The sequence below is a fragment of the Neisseria oralis genome, from assembly GCF_045062685.1.
Lineage (GTDB): Bacteria > Pseudomonadota > Gammaproteobacteria > Burkholderiales > Neisseriaceae > Neisseria > Neisseria oralis.
Genome location: NZ_JBJGEB010000004.1, coordinates 1 through 16,597, shown reverse-complemented (window position 1 = coordinate 16,597; position 16,597 = coordinate 1). Strand labels below are relative to the sequence as shown.

Below are 16,597 nucleotides of genomic sequence, written 5' to 3'. Positions count from 1 at the left end.
TGGAGTGGCCTTGCCGATAAGAAGCCGCAGAACGGATATGGTTTCCGGATTTGAAAATCGGATTGATGCGCGCAGGGCCGGCCGGCGGTTTGGCAGAAGTGCTTTCCCAAAATGCAGAAATGCCGTCTGAACGGTTCGGATGCGGCGTTCAGACGGCATTTGCAAAGGGTTGCCGAAATAACGGCCGGTTATTGGGATTTTTGACCGCTCGCTTCCGCTGCAGATGGTGCCGCAGGCATACTTTCGGGTTTGCCGACTTTCAGCAGTTTGACGTCGAAGATCAACGTGGCGTTCGGGGCGATTTTGTCGCCGGCGCCGTTTTCACCGTAGGCCAGTTTGGCCGGAATGAAGAATGTGGCTTCGCCGCCTTCTTTCATCAGTTGCACGGCTTCGGACCAGCCCGGAATCACTTGGTTGACTGGGAAGGTAACCGGTTGTCCGCCGTTTTGTTTGCTGCTGTCGAACACGGTTCCGTCAATCAGACGGCCTTCGTATTCCACGGTTACGATGTCGGTTGCTTTGGGCGATGCGCCGGTACCTTCGGTTTTGACTTTGTACTGGAGGCCGGAAGCGGTGGTTTTCACGCCTTCTTTAGAGGCGTTTTCTTTCAGGAAGGCGTCGCCTTTTTCAAGATTGGTTTTCGCGTCTTCCAACCGTTTGGCCTGGGCTTTGGTTTGCTGCTCCTGAAGGAATTTCAGCATGACTTCCTGGGCCTGCATTTCGTTCATTTTCGGCTCTTTGCCGTCGTACATGGTTTGTATGGCTTCGTTGAATACTTTCAGGTCGATGTCCGTACCTTGGTCTTTCATCTGTTTCAGCGAACGGCCGATGTCCACGCCCATTGCGTAGCTGGCTTGTTGCGCCGGTGTGCCGATGGCGGAGGCTTCGGCGCCGGATGCGGCAGGTGCGGAGGCAGCCGGTGCGGCCGCGTCTTTCTTGTTGCATGCGGTTACGGTCAGGGCGGCAGCCAGTGCCAATGCGCTTAATTTGAAAGTTTTGTTCATAGCGGTATTTTTCTTGAAGAAAGGAAAAGCCCGATTATAGCCCAGTTTGCATGAATTGGCAGGCGGGCCGTCTGAAAAATTATCCATAAAACTGTAAATTAAATTCTGACATGCCGTTTGGCGGCGGATAAACGGTAGATATACGGTGGGTTCAGGCTTTTCCGTTCATGTCGAAATGTTCGATTTCGAAGCCGCGGCCGCGGTAGGCTTTGAACCGTTCCCGCGCTTCGGCCAGTTCTTCGAGGCCGGTGCCGACGATTTCGAACACGCGCACGGGCGGGGCGGGGGCGTCGCTCCAGAAGTCCGGCGACAGGTTCAGCACGGCGAATCCGTGCGGCAGTTCGGGCAGTTCGAAACCCGAAGCAAGCAGGACGGGCGTTTCAGACGGCACGGGGCTGCCGGTTGGCCAGATTTCGTGCGGGATGAAACTTTCGGGGTCAAACTGCCATAAATCGCGGTCTATCCTTGCGACGGTCTCGGCGGAATCCGACCAGACCAGCACGCGGTTGTCGCGCATGGCGCGGGCGGCCAGCCGGCAGGAAAAGACGGCGGGTTCGGCAACGTGGGTGTAGAAGGTGGCTTTGGGCATCGTGCGTTTGTTTGGAATGGGATGAAGGCCGTCTGAAAACGGAGCGCGGTTTTCAGACGGCCTTTTTAAGGTTTTATTTCTGCGGTGCGGCAGATTTGGCGGCAGCGGTTTCGGCAATCAGGTCAAGGAAGACCAGCGGCTCTTTGCCGGTGTTTTTCAGCGCATGGGACTGGCCGGGGCGGGCGATGGTGATGTCGCCGGCGCCGACTTGTGTCTGTTTGCCCGTGCTGTCGGTAAACAGGCCCTTGCCCGATACGATGATGTAAACGTCTTCGTTGTCGGTGTGTTTGTGTTCGCCGATGGATGCGCCCGGCGGCAGGGTCAGCCAGCCGATTTCCCTAAACGCGTCTTGTGCGGCGGTCTGGTGGCGGTTGAAGGCGAAGCGGCCGAGCAGCGGGCCTTTGCCTCCGGCTGCGTTTTCGCGGTTCCACTCCGCCAAGTCGGCTTTTTTGTACACTTGGACGCTACGGTCGGTAGGTTTGGCCTGTTCCGCGGCGTGAACGCTGACGGTCGTGCCGAGCAGAAAGGTGACGGACAATGCGGCAAATAGCGGTTTCATCATGGTTCTCCGTTTGTCGGGTTGTGTCAGAAGATGATGCGTTCCGTTTTCAGACGGCCTGCGGGGTCGGTTGCTTTGCCCCGCAGGCGTCAAGGCTTATTTCACGTTGCGCAGATAGTTCAGCAACAAGGGAACGGGGCGGCCGGTCGCGCCTTTTTCGCTGCCGGATTTCCATGCCGTACCCGCGATGTCGAGGTGCGCCCACGGGTAGTCTTCGGTGAAATAAGACAGGAAGGTGGCGGCGGTAATCGTGCCTGCGCCGGGCGTGCCGATGTTGGGGATGTCGGCGAAATTGGATTTGAGCTGGTCTTTGTAGGTTTCAAAGAGCGGCAGTTGCCATGCTTTGTCGTCCACGTTGCGGGAGGCGGCAAGCAGGCTGTCGACCAAATCCTGATTATTGCCCATCACGCCGCTGACGTCATGTCCCAAGGCGATGATGCACGCGCCGGTCAGGGTGGCGACATCGATGACGGCTTTAGGCTTGAACTGCTCGGCGTAAGTGAGCGCATCACACAAAATCAGACGACCTTCAGCATCGGTGTTCAACACTTCAATCGTCAGGCCTTTCATGCTTTTCACGACGTCGCCCGGTTTGTTTGCCGCGCCGGAAGGCATGTTTTCGCAGGTGGCGACGACGGCGACGAGGTTAATCGGCAGTTGCAGTTTGACGGCGGCGCAGAAGGTGCTGATGACGGTTGCCGCGCCGCACATGTCAAACTTCATTTCGTCCATGTTCAGACCGGGCTTGAGGGAGATGCCGCCGGTGTCGAAGGTAATGCCTTTACCGACCAAGACGATGGGGGCGACTTCTTTGTCGGCCGCGCCGAAGTAGCTCAATTCAATCAGATAGGGGTCTTCCATGCTGCCTTTGGCGACCGACCAGAACGAACCCATGTTTTCTTTGATGTAGTCTTTTTCAATGATTTTGGCGTGTGCGCCCAGTTTTTCGGCTTCGGCTTTGGCGGTGCGCGCTAAAAATTCGGGCGTGCATTCGTTGGGCGCGGCGTTACCCAAATCGCGGCAGAGGCTTTGTCCATAAACCTGCGCTTCGGCGACGCGCAGGGCTTCTTTGACGGCGGCTTCGTGTGCGGTGTGGAACACGGCTTGCGAGAACTTGGCGGGCTTGGCTTCTTTTTTGTAGCGGTCGAAACGGTAGGCGGCGTTGCCGAACGCGATGGCGAAGGCTTCGGCAACGGCGGCGGCTTGCGCTTCATCGAAGGCATGGATGTCCGCATTGACCGTTTCCTGATTTTGCGCCCATTTGGCGGCTTCGGCGGCAGCTTTGTTCAGCGCGGCGCGGTCGGTTTTTTCGAGGCGGACGACGGCGACTGCCTGCAAACCGTTGTCCGTCGGGATTTTGGTGTCGGCGAAATTTTGACCTTCTTCAAGCGAAGACAAAAGGGCAAGGGCGGTCGGGTGGTTTAATTGCGCCTCTTCGGTGCAGACAAATAACTGCGCGCCTGCCTGTTGCGGCTGCAAGGTTCCGGCTTTTGTGCTAAATTCCACGTTTATACTCCTGATTGAAGCGGTTGTTTGGGAGGGTTTCAGACGGCCCCGCCATTCTTGGGAGGCCGTCTGAAAAGACGGTTTGATTGTACTCCATCATCAGGCCGTCTGAAACTGCGGCGGCGGGACGGAAGGCTGCCGGAAGTTTTTTTCAGACGGCCTGCATTATCAAACGGGCGTACCCGAAACAGCGAAGATATGATTTACCAAAGAAACTTTATCAAAGAACTTTCCTTTACCGCCGTCGGCATTTTCGTGGTGCTGCTGGCGGTGCTGGTATCGACGCAGGCCATCAACCTGCTGGGGCGCGCGGCGGACGGGCGTGTGGCGGTAGATGCCGTGGCCGCATTGGTCGGCTTCTGGGTTATCGGCATGACGCCGCTTTTGCTGGTGCTGACCGCGTTCATTAGCACGCTGACCGTGTTGACCCGCTACTGGCGCGACAGCGAAATGTCGGTCTGGCTTTCCTGCGGACTGGCGTTGAAACAGTGGATACGCCCCGTCATGCAGTTTGCCGTGCCGTTTGCCCTGCTGATTGCCGTCATGCAGCTTTGGGTGATGCCGTGGGCGGAACTGCGCAGCCGCGAATACGCCGAAATCCTCAAGCAGAAACAAGAACTTTCGCTGGTGGAGGCGGGTGAATTCAACAGCTTGGGTAAGCGCAGCGACCGCGTGTATTTCGTCGAAACTTTCGATACCGAGTCGGGCATTATGAAAAACCTGTTTCTGCGCGAACTGGACAAAAACGGCAACGACAACATTATTTTTGCCAAAGAGGGCAATTTCGCCCTGACCGACAACAAACGGACGCTGGAACTGCGCAACGGCTACCGTTACAGCGGCAAACCGGGCAGGGCGGACTACAATCAGGTTTCGTTCGAACACCTGAGCATGATTATCAGCACCACGCCGAAAATCGTCGATCCGATTGCGCACCGCCGCACCATTCCCACCTCCAAATTATTCGGCAGCGACAATCCGCAGTATCAGGCCGAACTGATGTGGCGGCTGTCGCTTCCCATCAGCGTACTGCTGCTGAGTATGCTGGCCGTGCCGCTTTCTTATTTCAACCCGCGCACCGGCCATACCTATAATATTTTGATTGCCATCGGCATGTTCTTAATCTACCAAAACGGCCTGACTTTCCTGCGCGATGCGGTGGAAGACGGCAAAATCCATTTCTGGTTCGGCATGCTGCCGATGCACATCCTGATGATTGTCATCGCCGTCGTTTTGCTGCGCGTGCGCAGTATGCCGGCGCAACCGTTCTGGCAGGCGGTAGGTAAAAGTCTGACTCTGAAAGGCGGAAAATGAAACTGATTCCCCGCTATATCATCCGCCAGATGAGCGTAATGGCGGTATACGCGCTGCTGGCGTTTCTGGCTTTATACAGCTTTTTCGAAGTCATCAACGAAATGGGCGATGTCGGCAAAGGCAGCTATACCGGCGCGAAAATGGCGCAGTATGTTCTGATGCAGATGCCCGCCCGCGCTTACGAACTGATGCCGCTGGGCGTGTTGATCGGCGGCCTGATTGCCCTGAGCCAGCTTGCCTCCGGCAGCGAACTGACCGTGATTAAGGCCAGCGGTATGAGTACGAAAAGGCTGCTTGCCGTGCTGTCGCAGTTCGGCCTGATTTTTGCACTGGCGACCGTGGTATTGGGCGAGTGGGTCGCGCCGGACCTGAGCCGCCGCGCGGAAAACATGAAAGCCAGCGCGATCAACGGCAGAATCAGCGCCGGTGCGTCGGGTTTGTGGATGAAAGAGCAGAACAACATCATCAATGTGCGCGAAATGCTGCCCGACCACACGCTGCTGGGCGTGAAAATCTGGCAGCACGACGACCGCTACCAGCTTGCCTCTGCGGCCGAAGCCGAATCCGCCGCGTTGAATCCGGACGGAAGCTGGCAGCTTAAAAACGTGCGCCGCAGCGTGCTGAAGGGCGAGCAGGTCGCCGTGTCCTCCGAATCCTCACAACGCTGGCCGGTGGCGCTGCAAAGCGGCCTGCTGGACGTGTTGCTGGTCGATCCCGACCAGATGTCGGTGTCCGAGCTGACCACCTATATTGCCCATCTGAAAAGCAATCATCAGAAAACCGATACCTATTCCGTCGCCTGGTGGCGCAAACTGATGTATCCGATTGCCGCATGGGTGATGGCGCTGGTGGCGTTTGCCTTTACGCCGCAGACCACGCGCCACGGCAACATGGGGCTGAAACTCTTCGGCGGTATCTGCCTCGGCCTGGTGTTCCATTTCGCCGGACGGCTGTTCGGCTTTACCAGCCAGCTTTACAGCGTGCCGCCTTTTCTGGCGGGAATGCTGCCGACGGTCATTTTCGCGCTGCTGGCGGTCTATCTGATACGCAGGCAGGAAAGGCGCTGATTATGCCGGATAGGAAAAGGCCGTCTGAAACTCAATTTCAGACGGCCTTTCGGCTTTTAACGGCTCAAGCGAACCAGAAACGGAAGACCAGATAGAAGACCAGCAGCAATACGCCCGCCCACACCAGCAGCATGAATCCCGCCACGGCGCGGCCCAAACGGAATACGGGGTTTTTGCTTTCGTCTTCCGGCAGCAGGCCGGCGGTTTGTTTGTCGGGGATTCGGTTGTCGGACATGGTTTTCTTTCCGGTAGGATTTTTCAAACGCGTAAGGTTACGCCGATAGCGGGGAAGATTCAAGGGCGTATTGTTTCTGCCGTGCGGCTTCAGAAAGAATCTTCTCCGTAACCGTTGTTTTCGTCCCACGCGGTTTTCAAGGCCGTCTGAACCGTATCCGCATCAAAGCCGCGGTAGGTCAGAAAGCGTGCCTGTTTCTGCTTTTCCTTCAAATCGGCGGCGCTCTGCCGGAATTTTTTGCGCAGGATGGCGACGGCGGTCCGCAGCTCGTCTTCGCGGCGCGGCATCAGGCTGCGGCTGATTGCTTCGTCCACGCCCTGCGCCGCCAGAGCCTGTTGCAGCCGCAGCCTGCCTTGCCGGCGGCTTTTGCTGTGGATGTAGGCTTCGGCGTAGCGTTGGTCGGACTGCCAGTTGCGTTCGGCAAATTCATCCAACACTTGTTCCAATTCTTCTTCGCTTTCGGCATACGGGGCGAGCTTGCGCTTGAGTCTGACACGGCTGGTTTCCTGTCGGGAAAGAATGTCCATCGCGCGGGCGCGCAGGGATTTTTGGGGTTTCATGCGGAGGTCGTCTGAAAATGTGCTTGAACAAATACTAAAAATAATGCCAATGCAGGGATAGGAATATAAAACAGAAGACGGAGTGTTTTTTTCTCTAATGCACGGTGATAAAAACAAGTAAAATCAGTGGAGCCTATTTGTTTATTTACATAAACTGATGATTTATAAATACTATAAGGTTTTAAAATACAGAGAAATCCAAATAATAGAATTATCCATAATAATATAACGATACCTATAAGTATCAATATCTCATGAAAATTTTTTATTTTTATATCTAATAGCCTAAAAAGAAATAGCGCTACACTTCCTAATAAATAAAATCCTAATATTGCTTGGCAATATCCAATAGTTTGTGAAAGTTTTGGAATTTTAATTGATATGATGTTTTTATCATCATCAAACTTAAAATACTCAGCTACTCTTTTGTAGTGATGAAATGCAACAGGTGCTTTATTTTTCAGATATAACTCCATCAATTTTTCCTGATAACCAAAACCCAAAGACAATCCTGTTACCAATTTAAAATATTCTTCGGATAAGGAGGTCTTAAGAAATTTTTTAGTCCCCTTGTCATGACCATTGAAGTTATGGGCCTCTTTTAAATTATTAAGCCTACTTCTACTAATATCATCCCAAAATGATTTTAAGGGTTTATATAATGCTCCTAGCAATAATAAACAATAAATAATAGGCAGGAATTGTTTATTTACTCCTAGTTCATTAATAATTTTTAAAATATCAGTCATAAAGGTATCTTGTTTTAGGCGTCTTTTGCTTTTTGCGGCCGCAGGTTTTCGTAGATTTCGGGCAGCGAGCCGATCAGCCAATCGGGCTTGGTCGCCTTGTCTTGCGACAACAAAGGCATGTCGCCGTAGCCGTAGGTTACGCCGACGCTGAGGCAGCCGGCGGCTTTGGCGGCGATGATGTCGTTACGGGAGTCGCCGACCATAATCATGTTGGCGGTATCGATGCCCAGCACTTCGGCGGCGTGTTGCAGCGGCAGCGGGCTGGGTTTCTTTTCCGGCAGGCTGTCGCCGCCGAGTATCAGGCTGAAATAGTCGGCAAGGCCAAGCTGCTTCAACAGTTCGGCGGCGAGGATTTCGTTTTTGTTGGTAATCACCACCAGCGGGATGCCCAGTGTCTTCAGCAAGGCAAGTCCGGCTTCGGTTTCGGGATAGGGGCGGGTGAAGTCGCTTAAGTGATCGCGATAGTATTTCATGTAGAACACGAAACCTTTTTCCCATAAGTCGGGCGCGGCCTCTTGGTCGCGGTCGTCGGTGATGACGCGGTGGACGAGTTTGCTGATGCCGTCGCCGACGTAGCTTTCCACGGTTTTGGCCGGGAGCGGCCGCATCCCCAAATACTCGCGCATGGCTTCGGCGGCGGCGGCCAAATCGGGAACGGAATCGCACAAAGTCCCGTCAAGGTCGAATGCGGCGGCTTGGACGTGGTCGATGGTCGGAGTCATGGTTTTCTTTCTGCGGGATTAGTTTGAAGGGAGATATTCTAACATCGTTCGCAACGGAAGGCCGTCTGAAACCGGATTTTCAGACGGCCCGTGCGGAAAATATACGGTGGCGGAGCGCTTGTCGGGCCGTTACGGAATCCCGTTATAAAAATCAATCTGCATCTATGAAACGATTTATTTTTTCTTGACTACATGCTATTACATTTTAGGCGGTTTTTGTATATAGTACGAAATGTATTATGTTAATAACCCGTATGAAAAGGAAAGATATGTCTCACTCTGCTACAAAAGAAACACTGAATCCTTTCGAAATCGCGCAAAAGCAGGTCAAAACTGCCTGCGACCGACTCAATGCCGACCCTGCGGTGTATGAAATCCTGAAAAACCCGCAACGCGTTTTGGAAGTTACCTTCCCTGTCAAACTCGACAACGGCACGGTCAAAACCTTCACCGGCTACCGTTCGCAACACAACAACGCCGTCGGCCCCTACAAAGGCGGCGTGCGCTTCCATCCTAATGTGAATCTGGACGAAGTCAAAGCCCTGTCGATTTGGATGACCATCAAATGCTGCGTTGCGGGCATTCCTTACGGCGGCGGCAAAGGCGGCATTACTTTGGATCCGCGCGATTATTCCGAAGCAGAGTTGGAGCGCATTTCACGCGCTTATTCCGAAGCCATCTCCCCGCTCATCGGCGAGAAAATTGATATTCCCGCCCCCGATGTGAACACCAACGGCAAAATCATGTCGTGGATGGTTGATGCCTACGAAAATGTCGTTAAAAAATCCGCGCCGGGCGTGTTCACCGGCAAACCGGTCGAATTCGGCGGCTCTTTGGCGCGTACCGAAGCGACAGGTTACGGCGTGAACTTTGCCGCCGTCCAAGCTTTGGAAAAACTCGGCAAAGACGTGAAAGGTGCGACCTACGCCATTCAAGGCTTCGGCAATGTGGGCTATCACACGGGCTATTACGCGCATCAATCCGGCGCGAAAGTCGTTGCCGTTTCCACCGTCGATGTCGCCATCTACAATGAAAACGGCTTGGATATGGAAGCCCTGTTCAAAGAGTTCCAAGAAAAAGGCTTCATTACCAATGAAGCGGGTTACGGCAAGGAAATCAGCAACGCCGAACTCTTGGCGCTGGATGTGGACGTACTCGCCCCTTGCGCTCTGGAAAACCAACTGACTTCCGAAAACGCAGGCAAAGTACGCGCTAAAATCGTCGTCGAAGGCGCAAACGGCCCGACTACGCCCGAAGCTGATGCCATCCTGCGTCAAAACGGCGTGCTGGTCGTGCCCGATATTCTGGCGAACTGCGGCGGCGTGGTCGTTTCTTATTTTGAATGGGTGCAAAACCTGCAAGGCTATTATTGGGAATTTGACGAAGTTCAGGAAAAAGAAACTGTCGTCCTGCGCCGCGCGTTCCGCGATATTTGGAATTTGGCGCAAGAGTATGACGTGGACTTGCGTACCGCGTCTTACATGATGAGTATCCGCCGCGTTGAAAAAGCGATGAAGCTGCGCGGCTGGTATTGATTTTGTTCCGTTATCCCTGCCGGAAGGGTGGGACATTCCGATTTGTTTGAAACCGAAAGAGGCCGTCTGAAAACTGTTTTCAGACGGCCTCTTGATTTGCGATGCGGGCTTATTTGCCCAAATCAAACGCTTTGTGCAGCACTCTGGTCGCCAGTTCCATATATTTTTCGTCAATCAATACCGAAACTTTGATTTCGGAAGTGGAAATCATCTGGATATTGATGCCTTCTTCCGCCAGCGTGCGGAAGATTTTGGCGGCCACTCCGGCGTGCGAGCGCATACCCATGCCGACGGCGGATACTTTGCATACGGTGTCGTCGCCGTCGATGGCGGTGGCGCCGATGCTGTCTTTCAGGCCGTTCAGCAGGTCGAGCGTCTGTTTGTAGTCGCCGCGCGGGACGGTGAACGAAAAATCGGTGGTGCCTTCCGAGCCGACGTTTTGGATAATCATGTCGACTTCGACGTTGGTATCGGCCACCGCGCCTAATATCTGATAGGCCACGCCGGGTTTGTCGGGTACGCCGCGCACGTTGATGCGGGCTTGGTTTTTGTCGAACGCGATACCGGTTACGGCAGCTTTTTCCATGTTATCGTCCTCTTCAAAGGTAATCAGGGTGCCGTCGCCGCCTTCTTGCAGGCTGCTGAGTACGCGCAGGCGCACTTTGTATTTTCCGGCAAATTCAACTGAACGGATTTGCAATACTTTCGAGCCGAGGCTGGCCAGCTCGAGCATTTCTTCAAAAGTGATGGTATTGAGGCGGCGCGCTTCGGGCACGACGCGGGGGTCGGTGGTGTAAACGCCGTCCACATCGGTGTAGATTTGGCATTCGTCGGCCTTGAGGGCGGCGGCAAGTGCGACGGCCGAGGTGTCCGAACCGCCGCGGCCCAGCGTGGAGATGTCGCCCGTGCTGCTGACGCCTTGGAAACCGGCGACGATGACGACGCGGCCTTTAGCCAGATCGGCACGCATTTTCTCGTCGTCTATGCTTTCGATGCGGGCTTTGGTGTGGGCGGTATCGGTTTTCAGGGCAACCTGCCAGCCGGTATAGCTTTTCGCGTCCACGCCGATGTTTTTCAACGCCATCGCCAAGAGGCCGATGGTCACTTGTTCGCCGGTGGCTAAGACCACATCCAGTTCGCGCGGGTCGGGGTGTTCCTGCATTTCGTGCGCCAGTGCCACCAAACGGTTGGTTTCGCCGCTCATGGCGGAAACGACCACGACCACGTCATGACCTTCGGCGCGGGCTTTGGCAACACGGTTGGCTACGTTTTTGATGCGTTCGGGGGAACCTACCGATGTTCCGCCGTATTTCTGTACGATTAACGCCATGTTTCGTGCTTTCTGTTTGAGATTGGTAGGGCAGCGGTATGCTGCAAAGTCGGAATCTTCCCGCCTGCCTGAGCAGGTTTCCGCGCTGCGGCAAAATGCGGGCAAATCTTTGTGTATTTTACTGTCGTTTACATGAATTTCAAGGATAAATTGGATTTTGGCGGCAAACGGGCCGCCGGATACAGGAGGCCGTCTGAAAATATGGTTTCAGACGGCCTTTGTATAGTTTGCAGAATACCGTTATCCGACAGGGCGGGGTGTTTTCAACGCGTTTTGCTGGTGCCGCACCAGCTCGGCGATGCCTTTTTGCGCCAGCGCAATCAGTTTGCCCAATTCGTCCAAGCTGAACGGCGCGCCTTCCGCCGTACCTTGGATTTCGATGATTTTGCCCGATGCGGTCATAACGATGTTGACGTCGCTGTCGCAGCCGGAATCTTCGGGGTAGTCCAAATCCAGAAGCGGCACGCCGCCCACCACGCCTGCGGATACGGCGGCAACGGCTTCGCGAATCGGGTTTTCGCCGATGAGGCCGTCTGAAAGCAGTTTTTCCACGGCGATTTTCAGGGCGACGAATGCGCCGGTAATAGACGCGGTGCGCGTGCCGCCGTCGGCCTGAATCACGTCGCAGTCGATCAGGATTTGGCGTTCGCCCAGTTTTTCCATATCCACGACGGCGCGCAGCGAGCGGCCGATTAAACGCTGGATTTCCTGAGTGCGGCCCGATTGCTTGCCCGCTGCGGCTTCGCGGCGCATACGCGCGGCGGTGGAGGCGGGCAACATCCCGTATTCGGCAGTAACCCAGCCTTTTTCTTTGCCGCGCAGAAACGGCGGGACGTTTTCATCGACGGAAGCGGTGCAGATGACTTTGGTGTTGCCGCATTCGATGAGGCACGAGCCGTCGGCATGGGGCAGGAAATGCGGGGTGATTTTGATGTCGCGCAGGCTGTCGGCGGCGCGGCCGGTGCGGGTGTAATGGCTCATGAACTTTCCTCAAACGATGTCGGAGCGGATTATATCATGGTATATTGCCGCTACTTTCACTCGTATTTTGAAACGGAGTAAAACCATGACAGTCAACAGTATGACCGGCTTTGCCAATGCCGCGGGCGAATGCGGCGGCAAACGGATTAATTTGGAAATCCGTGCGGTAAACCACCGTTATCTGGATGTTCAGTTCCGTATGCCCGACGATTTGCGCCATCTGGAAGGCACGTTGCGCGAGCAGATTGCGGCACAGGCGGCGCGGGGCAAGCTGGAATGCCGCATTCAGGTTCAGGATGTAGCGCAGGGGACGCAAGGGCTGGATGTCAATCAGGATTTGGTGGCGCAGCTTGCCGATTTGAACAAACTTTGGCGCAAGGAACACGGTTTCGGCAAACTGAGCGTGGCCGAAGTGTTGAAGTTTCCGGGCGTATTGGCCGTGCAAACCGAAGATGCGGAAGCGTTCGCCAAAGCCATGCAGGCGCTGCTTGCCCGCGCGTTGAAAGACTTTGCCGCCGCCCGTCAGCGCGAAGGTAAAAAACTGGGCGAACATTTGGTGCAGCGTTTGGACGGCATGGAGGAAATCGTCGATGCTTTGAGCGAATTGTTCCCCAGCCTGCTTGAAGCGCATATGGAAAAAGTCCGCGGCCGCTTGGCCGAAGCCGTCGCCAATATCGACAACGACCGCTTGCAGCAGGAATTTGCGCTGTTTATTCAGAAATCCGATGTCGACGAAGAATTCAGCCGCCTGCGCACCCATATCGCCGAAGTGCGCCGCATCATTACCGAAGGCAAGGGCAGTATCGGCAAACGCTTGGATTTTCTGATGCAGGAATTGAACCGCGAAGCCAATACGCTCGGCAGCAAAGCCATCGCCGCAGAATGCACGCAGGCATCGGTGGAATTGAAAGTGTTGATAGAACAGATGCGCGAGCAGGTTCAGAATATCGAATAAAGCCGGATAAACCGAGGCCGTCTGAAATTTCAGACGGCCTCTCTTGTTTGTAAGGCTGTTCGGGATGTTAAAACAAATCGGATTGAGGCCGGTTTAGATAATCCGACAACGGTTTGGGCAGGCCGTAGTCTGCCAAGTGTTCCGGCGATACCCACAGGCCGTCTGAAAGGTTTTCAGACGGCCTCTGCGGTGTCTGGAAAGGTGTAATCATCAATAAGCGGTGGGTCAGGCGGTGGGTGAGGGCGGGTTGTTCTTCGAGGTCGTCTGAAACGATGCCGAGCTTTTCGGCGCAAACGTATGTTTCGTTCAGGGTTTCAAAACACGGCACGCAATACAGACCGCCCCAAATGCCTTTGGCAGGACGTTTTTCCAGCAGGATTTCGCTGTCTGGGTTGCGGACAATCAGCCAGTAAAGCGGCAGGGTTTGCACTTCGGGGGCGGTTTTTTTGCGCGGCAGCTCGGCGATGCGGTTTTGCTTTTTCGCTTCGCAGATGTCCGCCATCGGGCATTGATGGCACAAGGGTTTTGTCCGTTTGCACACGGTTGCGCCCAAGTCCATCAAACCTTGCGTATAGGCAGGCATATCGGCGTTTTCAGACGGCAGCAGGCTTTCGGCAAGCGTCCAGAGCGAGTTTTCGAATTTTTTGTCCTGCGGATTGCCGTCGCGGTCGAACACGCGGCAGAGCACGCGTTTGACGTTGCCGTCCAAAATGGTTTCGCGGCGGTTGAAGGCAAAGGCACAAATGGCGGCGGCGGTGCTTCTGCCGACGCCGCAGAGGGTTTCCAAGTCTTTGCGTTCGGATGGAAACATACCGCCGAATTGTTCGACGACTTGTTGCGCGGCTTTGTGCAGATTGCGCGCGCGGCTGTAATAGCCCAAGCCAGCCCACAGCGACAACACTTCGTCTTGCGGCGCGGCGGCAAGCGTTTGTACGGTCGGGAATTTTTCCAAGAAACGCGGATAGTAGTCTAAAACGGTGGCGACCTGCGTCTGCTGGAGCATGATTTCGGAAAGCCAGACGCAATAAGGGTTTTGCACTTGCCAAGTCAGGTGGTGGCGACCGTGTTGTTTTTGCCAGCGGATGAGTCGTTCGTAGAAGGGGATGGGTGTGTTCATTAATATCAATCGGGGGTTTTATTTATATTTAAAACAGCATGTTATGGTATAACATCGTGAAAATAATTCTTATTGACTTATTTTTTGTAGGGGTATATAACTCATATAAAGAGACTTTATTGCGGTATTGAAATTATTTATCAACAAGCAAGGAGTATCAGCATGAAAGCAATGGTTTATCACGGCGCAAACGACATCCGTTTTGAAGAAAAACCCCGTCCGCAGATTATCGACCCGACCGACGCAGTGGTGAAAATCGTCAAAACCACGATTTGCGGTACCGACTTGGGTATTTGGAAAGGCAAAAACCCCGAAGTCGCCGACGGCCGTATTCTCGGCCATGAAGGCATCGGTATTGTAGAAGAAGTCGGCGAGGCTGTAAAAAACATCAAAGTCGGCGATAAAGTCATTATTTCATGCGTCAGCAAATGCTGTACTTGCGACAACTGCAAAATCCAACTCTATTCACACTGCCGTAACGGCGGCTGGATTTTGGGCTACATGATTGACGGCACGCAAGCTGAATACGTCCGCACGCCTTATGCCGACAACAGCCTCGTTCCGCTGCCCGACAACGTTAACGAAGAAGTCGCCCTGCTGTTGAGCGACGCCTTGCCGACCGCCCACGAAATCGGCGTGCAATACGGCGATGTCAAACCCGGCGACACCGTATTCATCGCAGGCGCAGGCCCTGTCGGTATGTCCGCCCTGTTGACCGCCCAACTGTACAGCCCCGCCGCCATTATCGTTTGCGATATGGACGAAAACCGTTTGAAACTGGCGAAAGAATTGGGCACGACCCATACAATCAGCCCCGCTTCAGGCGACGTCTCCAAACAAGTCTTTGCCATCGTCGGCGAAGACGGCGTGGACTGCGCCATTGAAGCCGTCGGTATCCCCGCCACATGGAATATGTGCCAAGACATCGTTAAACCGGGCGGTCATATCGCCGTCGTCGGCGTGCATGGTCAATCCGTTGATTTCAAACTGGAAAAACTCTGGATTAAAAACCTCGCCATCACAACCGGCTTGGTAAACGCCAATACCACTGAAATGCTGATGAAGGCAATTTCCAGCAGCTCCGTCGATTACACCAAAATGCTGACCCACCGCTTCAAATTCAGCGAATTGGAAAAAGCCTACGACGTGTTCAAACACGCCGCTGAAAACCAAGCCATGAAAGTGGTGCTGGAAGCGGATTGATTTTAGAGGAAATTTTTGTGTGGGGGAGGGGGACAACCCCCCCCAAGTCTGAATAGTTGCCGAACCACAGCAGCCTTCCCTCACCGTCGGTCATCTCCCGCGGCAGGCCGATCTGGTCGCAGTGGAAGTAGTTGGTCTGCCGTCGGGGACGGTTTTCAGACGGTCTAAAAGAACGTGAATTATTTTCCGATGGGGAAAGTATCAGAGCATTTATGTATCTTATATTTTTCCCAATGGAATTGACGAATATCTTCTTCTGAGGCGTTGGTTATTTTTGATTTTATTGAATATTCCATAAATTTATTTTGTTGATGATTCAAGTCATCCTCGTTTTTCCAGCAGCTTATGCACTCATCACAGCAAAAAAATAGGTTGTTTAAGGTAACATTCCTTTTAATATTGAGCCTTCCTTGCCCATCACATATAGGGCATTCTTTGTACCAAAAGCAGTTGGGACTAGTATTCATCTTGTTGGGTATTCTATTAACAATTCGGTGGCGGGATTAGTGGAATATGCGGTATGGGACAATGCGGGGATTGGAAAGTTCGACAGGCTGTCTGAAAGGTTTTTTTCAGACAGCCTTACAGGTTTGTTGGGGCGGGACTCAACCTACGCTTGTTACAGTTTGCTTTTCATAGATACACAGTTTGTAATTTCCCATCATAAGTATCAACTTCCTTAATGCTATCTATTTTCCATGTATTATCAATATACTTTAGTTTATATATTCTTTGTTTATTAATTTTGCATAAATCCTGTCAGTAGTTACAGTTGCTTGCTTTCCATTAATTTTTATTTCAACAGGTATTTCTAATTTTGAGTCATATTCTGGAGGGAATAAAACGAAAGGATTATTTAATCTTCCCATCTTTCTTTTGTAGTTACATACTTTGAATAGATAATAGAAAGTTTTTCTTTTAAATCATCGTTAGGTAAATCATGCCCTTTGTCTATATAATGATTTGCATCATTTCCCCATTGATTCATTTCAGTCATAAATGATTTTAGTAAGTCAGTTATGTTTTTTTCCATAATACCCTCGATTATTAAATACTAATTTGAAAATACGCCTTCTAAGCAGGAAGGAGAGGCTGGAAATGTAAAATTGTCTTTTATCTTAATAAGTAAAATGCTTTTATTATATGTTACGGCTTGTTTTCCCATACGATT

At 53.1% G+C, this 16,597-nt stretch carries 18 protein-coding genes; 5 read left to right on the top strand and 13 right to left on the bottom strand.

Features of this window, described 5'->3' with window-relative positions; all coding sequences use genetic code 11:
• Positions 1 to 188: 188 nt before the first annotated feature.
• The 4 genes from ACI43T_RS04705 to ACI43T_RS04690 form a co-directional block, all read right to left on the bottom strand.
• Positions 189 to 1,004 carry an FKBP-type peptidyl-prolyl cis-trans isomerase gene (locus ACI43T_RS04705; RefSeq protein WP_009173831.1) on the bottom strand — a complete coding sequence of 272 codons (816 nt, stop codon included), beginning with the start codon at positions 1,002 to 1,004 and terminating at the stop codon, positions 189 to 191.
• 151 nt (positions 1,005 to 1,155) lie between these two features.
• Positions 1,156 to 1,593: a DNA polymerase III subunit chi gene (locus tag ACI43T_RS04700; RefSeq protein WP_377080227.1), complete on the bottom strand. Its 438-nt coding sequence runs from the start codon at positions 1,591 to 1,593 to the stop codon at positions 1,156 to 1,158.
• A 73-nt stretch (positions 1,594 to 1,666) separates the two neighbouring features.
• On the bottom strand, positions 1,667 to 2,152 hold the full coding sequence (locus ACI43T_RS04695; protein WP_377080245.1) for a cupin domain-containing protein: 486 nt from the start codon (positions 2,150 to 2,152) through the stop codon (positions 1,667 to 1,669).
• A gap of 96 nt (positions 2,153 to 2,248) precedes the next feature.
• The gene (locus tag ACI43T_RS04690; RefSeq protein WP_405385687.1) at positions 2,249 to 3,658 is read right to left on the bottom strand and encodes a leucyl aminopeptidase; all 1,410 of its coding nucleotides are present in this window, start codon (positions 3,656 to 3,658) and stop codon (positions 2,249 to 2,251) included.
• A 198-nt stretch (positions 3,659 to 3,856) separates the two neighbouring features.
• On the opposite strand from ACI43T_RS04690, the gene lptF reads away from it, so the two are divergent.
• Positions 3,857 to 4,972 (top strand): LPS export ABC transporter permease LptF, encoded by a 1,116-nt coding sequence (gene lptF / locus ACI43T_RS04685; RefSeq protein ID WP_405385686.1) that lies wholly within the window; start codon positions 3,857 to 3,859, stop codon positions 4,970 to 4,972.
• On the top strand, positions 4,969 to 6,039 hold the full coding sequence (gene lptG, locus ACI43T_RS04680; protein ID WP_293276775.1) for an LPS export ABC transporter permease LptG: 1,071 nt from the start codon (positions 4,969 to 4,971) through the stop codon (positions 6,037 to 6,039). Before lptF ends, lptG begins: the two co-directional genes overlap by 4 nt.
• Before the next feature lie 64 nt (positions 6,040 to 6,103).
• Here the strand turns inward: lptG and ACI43T_RS04675 are convergent, their stop codons facing one another.
• The 4 genes from ACI43T_RS04675 to ACI43T_RS04660 all read right to left on the bottom strand — a co-directional run bounded on the left by ACI43T_RS04675 (position 6,104) and on the right by ACI43T_RS04660 (position 8,305).
• Entirely contained in the window at positions 6,104 to 6,274 is a 171-nt protein-coding gene (locus ACI43T_RS04675; protein WP_009173825.1) for a hypothetical protein, read from the bottom strand.
• 89 nt (positions 6,275 to 6,363) lie between these two features.
• A complete protein-coding gene (gene recX, locus ACI43T_RS04670; RefSeq protein WP_405385685.1) occupies positions 6,364 to 6,834 on the bottom strand; it encodes a recombination regulator RecX in 471 nt (156 codons plus the stop codon).
• Positions 6,831 to 7,583: a hypothetical protein gene (locus ACI43T_RS04665; RefSeq protein ID WP_405385684.1), complete on the bottom strand. Its 753-nt coding sequence runs from the start codon at positions 7,581 to 7,583 to the stop codon at positions 6,831 to 6,833. The genes recX and ACI43T_RS04665 overlap by 4 nt, the downstream gene beginning before the upstream one ends.
• A 14-nt stretch (positions 7,584 to 7,597) precedes the next feature.
• Positions 7,598 to 8,305 (bottom strand): phosphoglycolate phosphatase, encoded by a 708-nt coding sequence (locus tag ACI43T_RS04660; protein ID WP_405385683.1) that lies wholly within the window; start codon positions 8,303 to 8,305, stop codon positions 7,598 to 7,600.
• A 269-nt stretch (positions 8,306 to 8,574) separates the two neighbouring features.
• Between ACI43T_RS04660 and ACI43T_RS04655 the strand changes: the two genes are divergently transcribed.
• Positions 8,575 to 9,840, top strand: coding sequence for a Glu/Leu/Phe/Val family dehydrogenase (locus ACI43T_RS04655; RefSeq protein WP_405385682.1), 1,266 nt, complete (start codon positions 8,575 to 8,577; stop codon positions 9,838 to 9,840).
• A gap of 109 nt (positions 9,841 to 9,949) precedes the next feature.
• On the opposite strand, the gene ACI43T_RS04650 is transcribed toward ACI43T_RS04655, so the two are convergent.
• Both ACI43T_RS04650 and rph read right to left on the bottom strand, forming a co-directional pair.
• Positions 9,950 to 11,170, bottom strand: a complete 1,221-nt coding sequence (locus ACI43T_RS04650; RefSeq protein ID WP_009173821.1) for an aspartate kinase — start codon at positions 11,168 to 11,170, stop codon at positions 9,950 to 9,952.
• Between the two features lie 240 nt (positions 11,171 to 11,410).
• A complete protein-coding gene (gene rph, locus ACI43T_RS04645; RefSeq protein ID WP_405385681.1) occupies positions 11,411 to 12,151 on the bottom strand; it encodes a ribonuclease PH in 741 nt (246 codons plus the stop codon).
• 85 nt (positions 12,152 to 12,236) lie between these two features.
• On the opposite strand from rph, the gene ACI43T_RS04640 reads away from it, so the two are divergent.
• Positions 12,237 to 13,106: a YicC/YloC family endoribonuclease gene (locus ACI43T_RS04640; RefSeq protein WP_405385680.1), complete on the top strand. Its 870-nt coding sequence runs from the start codon at positions 12,237 to 12,239 to the stop codon at positions 13,104 to 13,106.
• A 67-nt stretch (positions 13,107 to 13,173) separates the two neighbouring features.
• On the opposite strand, the gene mutY is transcribed toward ACI43T_RS04640, so the two are convergent.
• Entirely contained in the window at positions 13,174 to 14,223 is a 1,050-nt protein-coding gene (gene mutY, locus ACI43T_RS04635) for an A/G-specific adenine glycosylase (RefSeq protein WP_405385679.1), read from the bottom strand.
• Positions 14,224 to 14,385: 162 nt separating this feature from the next.
• Here mutY and ACI43T_RS04630 point away from each other — a divergent pair, with 162 nt between their 5' ends.
• A complete protein-coding gene (locus tag ACI43T_RS04630) occupies positions 14,386 to 15,426 on the top strand; it encodes a zinc-dependent alcohol dehydrogenase family protein (protein WP_070773709.1) in 1,041 nt (346 codons plus the stop codon).
• On the opposite strand, the gene ACI43T_RS04625 is transcribed toward ACI43T_RS04630, so the two are convergent.
• Entirely contained in the window at positions 15,374 to 15,628 is a 255-nt protein-coding gene (locus ACI43T_RS04625) for an RHS domain-containing protein (RefSeq protein ID WP_405385820.1), read from the bottom strand. The two genes, ACI43T_RS04630 and ACI43T_RS04625, sit on opposite strands and share 53 nt — an antisense overlap.
• Positions 15,629 to 16,282: 654 nt before the next feature.
• Positions 16,283 to 16,459, bottom strand: a complete 177-nt coding sequence (locus ACI43T_RS04620) for an NTF2 fold immunity protein (protein WP_405385678.1) — start codon at positions 16,457 to 16,459, stop codon at positions 16,283 to 16,285.
• Positions 16,460 to 16,597 lie beyond the last annotated feature (138 nt).

Excerpts from the sequence above, each read along its gene's own strand:
- ACI43T_RS04705 (WP_009173831.1), bottom strand. The coding sequence starts at position 1,004 with ATGAACAAAACTTTCAAATTAAGCGCATTGGCACTGGCTGCCGCCCTG.
- ACI43T_RS04700 (WP_377080227.1), bottom strand. The coding sequence starts at position 1,593 with ATGCCCAAAGCCACCTTCTACACCCACGTTGCCGAACCCGCCGTCTTT.
- ACI43T_RS04695 (WP_377080245.1), bottom strand. The coding sequence starts at position 2,152 with ATGAAACCGCTATTTGCCGCATTGTCCGTCACCTTTCTGCTCGGCACG.
- lptF (WP_405385686.1), top strand. The coding sequence starts at position 3,857 with ATGATTTACCAAAGAAACTTTATCAAAGAACTTTCCTTTACCGCCGTC.
- lptG (WP_293276775.1), top strand. The coding sequence starts at position 4,969 with ATGAAACTGATTCCCCGCTATATCATCCGCCAGATGAGCGTAATGGCG.
- ACI43T_RS04675 (WP_009173825.1), bottom strand. The coding sequence starts at position 6,274 with ATGTCCGACAACCGAATCCCCGACAAACAAACCGCCGGCCTGCTGCCG.
- recX (WP_405385685.1), bottom strand. The coding sequence starts at position 6,834 with ATGAAACCCCAAAAATCCCTGCGCGCCCGCGCGATGGACATTCTTTCC.
- ACI43T_RS04665 (WP_405385684.1), bottom strand. The coding sequence starts at position 7,583 with ATGACTGATATTTTAAAAATTATTAATGAACTAGGAGTAAATAAACAA.
- ACI43T_RS04660 (WP_405385683.1), bottom strand. The coding sequence starts at position 8,305 with ATGACTCCGACCATCGACCACGTCCAAGCCGCCGCATTCGACCTTGAC.
- ACI43T_RS04655 (WP_405385682.1), top strand. The coding sequence starts at position 8,575 with ATGTCTCACTCTGCTACAAAAGAAACACTGAATCCTTTCGAAATCGCG.
- ACI43T_RS04650 (WP_009173821.1), bottom strand. The coding sequence starts at position 11,170 with ATGGCGTTAATCGTACAGAAATACGGCGGAACATCGGTAGGTTCCCCC.
- rph (WP_405385681.1), bottom strand. The coding sequence starts at position 12,151 with ATGAGCCATTACACCCGCACCGGCCGCGCCGCCGACAGCCTGCGCGAC.
- ACI43T_RS04640 (WP_405385680.1), top strand. The coding sequence starts at position 12,237 with ATGACAGTCAACAGTATGACCGGCTTTGCCAATGCCGCGGGCGAATGC.
- mutY (WP_405385679.1), bottom strand. The coding sequence starts at position 14,223 with ATGAACACACCCATCCCCTTCTACGAACGACTCATCCGCTGGCAAAAA.
- ACI43T_RS04630 (WP_070773709.1), top strand. The coding sequence starts at position 14,386 with ATGAAAGCAATGGTTTATCACGGCGCAAACGACATCCGTTTTGAAGAA.
- ACI43T_RS04620 (WP_405385678.1), bottom strand. The coding sequence starts at position 16,459 with ATGGAAAAAAACATAACTGACTTACTAAAATCATTTATGACTGAAATG.